Origin of the sequence: uncultured Clostridium sp. (genome assembly GCF_937920395.1) — a bacterium.
Lineage (GTDB): Bacteria > Bacillota > Clostridia > Clostridiales > Clostridiaceae > Clostridium_AD.
Genome location: NZ_CALEVF010000271.1, coordinates 1 through 4763 on the forward strand (window position 1 = coordinate 1; position 4763 = coordinate 4763).

Here is a 4763-nt window from a genome sequence, read left to right on the forward strand (position 1 = left end):
GACCCTGATTCATTTATCATTTCTTGCAATTGTTCTTTTTTATTTTCATTTTGATTTTTAAAACCTGTATCAATATTTTCATTTGAAGTAGGTTTAGTAATTGGGGCTGAATTTATTTCGACATGCTTTTCTGATTTATCTATAACATTCTCTTCAACTGTAGAAGAGATTTTAGGACTTATCTTTTCTCTTAAAATCACTCCATCCTTTTGCATAGAAACTTGTGATGTCTTGTTTATCTCTCCAATTAGTTCACTTTTCTTAAGTTTAGAAATGTTTTTAATACCAAGCTCTTTACAACGCTGTTTTAGCTCGACTACCGTGATATTTTCGAAATCTTTATTTATCAAAATCTGCACCTCCGAAGGGTATTTCATATGTAATATCTATTTTATAAATATCATGGGAATTTGGAACGAGTATATTATCCAATGAATTTTTTTGAAATGATATATTGTGTTAATTATATCCTATTTCATAATTTTAATCCACTTTATTCAATATTCTGCGTTTTGATAAAATTATTACAAAAATATCCTATCGGGTGGACTTTTTTTCATTTGTCCACTCTATAGGATGTGATTTACATATTATTTATCGTTTTCTATTGCTGCTTTAATAAATTGACTAAATAGTACATGTGGATTATTTGGTCTAGATTTAAGTTCTGGATGAAACTGAACTCCAACAAACCAAGGATGATCTTTTATTTCAACTATTTCTACTAATTTTTCATCTGGGCTTGTTCCTGTAAGTGAAAGTCCTGCATCAACTATTGTTTTTCTATATTCATTATTAAATTCATATCTATGTCTATGTCTTTCATATATTACTTCATCTGCATAGGCTTCATGAGCGTTAGAATCTTTTGCTAATTTACATGCATATAATCCAAGTCTCATAGTACCACCTTTTTCATCTAAGTCCTTTTGATCTGGCATTAAATCTATTACAGGATACTTAGTTTTGGGATCAATTTCAGAACTATTAGCTCCGCTTAATCCCGCTACATTTCTTGCATATTCTATAACAGCACACTGCATACCAAGACATATTCCGAAAAATGGCACTTTATTTTCTCTTGCATATTTTGTTGCCTCAATTTTGCCTTCTATTCCTCTATCACCAAATCCACCAGGAACTAATATCCCGTGAACATCTCCTAATATTTCACTTGCATTCTCTTTAGTCACATCACAAGCATTTACCCATTTAATTTCTACATTACAATCATTAGAAAGGCCTCCGTGACTAAGTGCCTCAACAACAGAAATATATGCATCATGAAGTTCAACATATTTTCCGACTAGTGCTATTTTAACATTTCCAGATAAATTCTTTAATCTATCAACCATATCTATCCATGCAGTATTATCTATTTCATGACAATCTAATTTTAATTTTTTACATACTAAAGTGTCTAACCCTTCATTATGAAGCATAAGTGGTACTTCATATAAATTTTCAGCATCTAAATTTTGAATTACAGAGTCTGCTTCTAAATTACAAAACATTGCAATTTTAGCCTTCATATCTTCAGATATTTCCTTTTCAGATCTACATACTATGATGTCTGGTTGAATACCTATACTTCTTAGTTCTTTTACAGAATGTTGAGTAGGTTTTGTTTTAAGTTCTCCAGCTTTCCTTAAATATGGTACTAACGTAACATGAATAAAACAAACATTCTCTTTTCCTACTTCATATTGTGCCTGTCTTATAGCTTCTAAAAAAGGTAAAGATTCAATATCTCCAATAGTTCCACCAATCTCTGTTATAACAACATCTACATCTTTTTCTTTAGCTACTCTATAGACTCTTTCTTTTATCTCATTAGTTATATGTGGTATTACTTGTACTGTACCGCCTAAGAAGTCGCCTCTTCTCTCTTTTGATATAACTGACCAATATACTTTTCCTGTAGTAACATTACTACTCTTGCTTAAATTTTCATCAATAAATCTCTCATAATGTCCTAGATCCAAGTCTGTTTCTGCACCATCATCCGTAACAAAAACTTCTCCATGCTGATATGGACTCATTGTCCCTGGATCTACATTTAAGTATGGATCAAATTTTTGAATAGAAATCTTAAGACCTCTATTTTTTAAAAGCCTACCTAGTGAAGCTGCTGTTATTCCTTTACCTAAAGATGACACAACTCCACCTGTAACAAATATGTACTTAGTACTACTCATAATTACTCCTCCTATGTTTTATAACCTTTTATAAATTATCATTTATTTTTCAAATACTACTGATGCATTTCTATAAAAAACTTTTGAAAGTTTATATTAATTATTTTTAAAATAGCTTGACAAATGTCGTTTACAATTTTATAATAGAAATTACCCTATAAATATAATGGTATAGGTTTTTTTAAAAACAATATTAATATCTTATCACATTTTTTTATCATTCACCAGTCTTTTTTTTGTTTTTTTGTTCTTTTTGCTTTTAATTTAATTTTTAGAGCTTAAAATTGATATATATGAAGTTTTTTCACTTTATAATTGCTCTTATACTTACTAATTTCATTAAATACATATCTTTAGATTCCTAATATATTCTCTATTTCAAAATACATTTCTCTAAATTCCTTGTTAATGAAAAATCGTTCCTCTGCTTTTTTTAATCCATAGTTAACAGCTCTTTTGTTAGAAATCAAAAAATTCTTATAAGCAATTTCAGCATCATCACATTTATGCTTTTGTAACAGTAAGAATAATATATACTTACATTCTCTATCTTTTAATATCTTTAATGATTCATGTCTTTTTATACCTTTCACATAACAGATAGCTTCTATTATATTTTCATAATCAATATTTTTCAACATTAAATCACTCCTAAGTCTTTTTGAATTACTGCGTCAATTAAATTATTGACACTTATCTATAAAAACTATCCATAATATGAAATTTATAAATCAAAGGCTATATTCTAATATAGAATATAGCCTTAATTTTTATTGTGCTTTAATCTTAATTTCCAAAATTGTACTCAAAACTTGTTGATTTCCTATTATCATATCATAATCTATAAATACATCTCCACCACCGTTATCTACATTCATTTTTAGTTCTCTTGTATCAACAGTAAGATCTAATGCTCCATGAGGTGTATTATATAAAGTTAAATCTCTAGCATACTTTTTAAAGTTCATTTCAGTATTAGTAGTTCCAGTCCTTATAAGTGTGAATTTCTCTTCATCAATTTTAAATGTGGTAGTAGTTCCTTTCATTCCTGAAATCTCTGTTTCCTCATATACTGCATAATAACAATTGTCCTCTTTATAAAACTTGCCTGGCGTTACTACCTCAATTTCATCACCATCTTCTTCACTATCGGACTGTCTGCTAACTACTGAAATTACCGCGTTCTTCTCCATAAACTTACCCCTCACTAATTTATAATATAATTATTTATTTGTTCCTGCGTTGCAGGCATAACATCTATATATTTATCTAGACTCAGATCATCTTTTCCATAACTAATAGATACATTTTTATCGTCTCGCCCTTTGCAATATCTTCCTGTTATTCTTGCTGCAAATTCAATATCTTCATCTGTAGCAATCCCGATTATCGCAACTATAGAACCATTATAATCCTTGGCCAAAAACATCAAGTCCTCTTTTGTTAAAAGTTGTTCTAAAAGATCTCCTTCTTTCTCCGTTCTTGTAGATATGATCTTTGAATCTTTAGATAACCTAAACTGCCTTCCTATCTTTAATAATTCCAAATCTATTTTTGTTGGGTTTTCTTTATGTTCTAAAAGATCCTTAAGCCTTATAGAATAGTTAGGTTCAGTAAGTTTACAACCACCTGCAGGTGATGGATAATCTAAAATACCCCACCTACTCGCAAGTTCCATTTGAACCTTTCTATTTCTTCCTTTTATATCCATAAGTGTTTCTCTATCGATTAACCCATCTATCTCCATTTCAGTTGGATTAAGATTTTTAGCACATAATGGTCTTAATATTTTATTCCCAATTCCAGATTCATTTTTTACTATGTCTAAAGATGATCTATTCTGAGACATAGGTCTCTGATTTAAGACTTCTCCTGTAATAATAAAATCAGCATGGTACTTCTCGAGTAATTCTCCGCAATATCTCATCATCATAGCATGACAATCTATACAAGGATTCATATTTTTACCATAACCATGTTTTGGATTTTTCATCATTTCAAAATGTGCATCTGAAAAATCTATAACTTCTAAAGGTATATCTATTTGCTTAACCATTTTCAATGCATTTTTTTCTCCGAAAAAATTTGATTTAAAACATATACCAATAACTTCTATTCCTTGATCTTTTACAAGTTTTGCTGCGAGAGTACTATCAAGACCTCCAGAAATCATAGCTAAAGCTGTTGTCATAAGTATTTCGCCTCTCTTCGATTATATTACTTCAATATATTTCACTAGTTATTATTTATTGTTTCTATTAATTGCTAGTTCAATAAGATCATCAATAAGTTCCACATAAGGTTTACCTGTAGCTTGCCACATTTTAGGATACATACTTATTTTAGTAAACCCTGGTATAGTATTAACTTCATTTAAATAAACATCTTCCGTCTCTTTGTCTACAAGAAAATCCACTCTTGCCATTCCAGCACAATCTAGTATTTTATAGATTTTTATAGCTTCTTCTTTAATACTCTGTAATTTTTTTTCTCCTAATGCTGCAGGTATCAAAAGTTTAGATTCCTCATTTTTATATTTAGCTTCATAATCATAAAACTCTTTTG

At 29.5% G+C, this 4763-nt stretch carries 5 protein-coding genes and 1 pseudogene; all 6 read right to left on the reverse strand.

Annotation, left to right across the window (positions count from 1 at the left end):
* Positions 1-350, reverse strand: a 350-nt coding sequence (locus tag Q0649_RS17230; RefSeq protein ID WP_298844899.1) for a Rho termination factor N-terminal domain-containing protein, incomplete at its 3' end; no start/stop codon positions are given.
* A gap of 240 nt (positions 351-590) precedes the next feature.
* Complete coding sequence (locus Q0649_RS17235) at positions 591-2198, reverse strand: CTP synthase (RefSeq protein ID WP_298844904.1); 1608 nt, start codon at positions 2196-2198, stop codon at positions 591-593.
* Positions 2199-2551: 353 nt separating this feature from the next.
* Positions 2552-2839: a ribose-5-phosphate isomerase gene (locus Q0649_RS17240; RefSeq protein WP_298844907.1), complete on the reverse strand. Its 288-nt coding sequence runs from the start codon at positions 2837-2839 to the stop codon at positions 2552-2554.
* A gap of 129 nt (positions 2840-2968) precedes the next feature.
* Positions 2969-3391, reverse strand: coding sequence for a DUF1934 domain-containing protein (locus Q0649_RS17245; RefSeq protein ID WP_298844910.1), 423 nt, complete (start codon positions 3389-3391; stop codon positions 2969-2971).
* A gap of 14 nt (positions 3392-3405) precedes the next feature.
* On the reverse strand, positions 3406-4389 hold the full coding sequence (locus Q0649_RS17250; RefSeq protein WP_298844913.1) for a tRNA 4-thiouridine(8) synthase ThiI: 984 nt from the start codon (positions 4387-4389) through the stop codon (positions 3406-3408).
* Between the two features lie 51 nt (positions 4390-4440).
* A pseudogene (locus tag Q0649_RS17255) lies at positions 4441-4763 on the reverse strand (D-alanine--D-alanine ligase A); the annotation flags it as partial.

Excerpts from the sequence above, each read along its gene's own strand:
- Q0649_RS17245 (WP_298844910.1), bottom strand. The coding sequence starts at position 3,391 with ATGGAGAAGAACGCGGTAATTTCAGTAGTTAGCAGACAGTCCGATAGT.
- Q0649_RS17250 (WP_298844913.1), bottom strand. The coding sequence starts at position 4,389 with ATGACAACAGCTTTAGCTATGATTTCTGGAGGTCTTGATAGTACTCTC.
- Q0649_RS17240 (WP_298844907.1), bottom strand. The coding sequence starts at position 2,839 with ATGTTGAAAAATATTGATTATGAAAATATAATAGAAGCTATCTGTTAT.
- Q0649_RS17235 (WP_298844904.1), bottom strand. The coding sequence starts at position 2,198 with ATGAGTAGTACTAAGTACATATTTGTTACAGGTGGAGTTGTGTCATCT.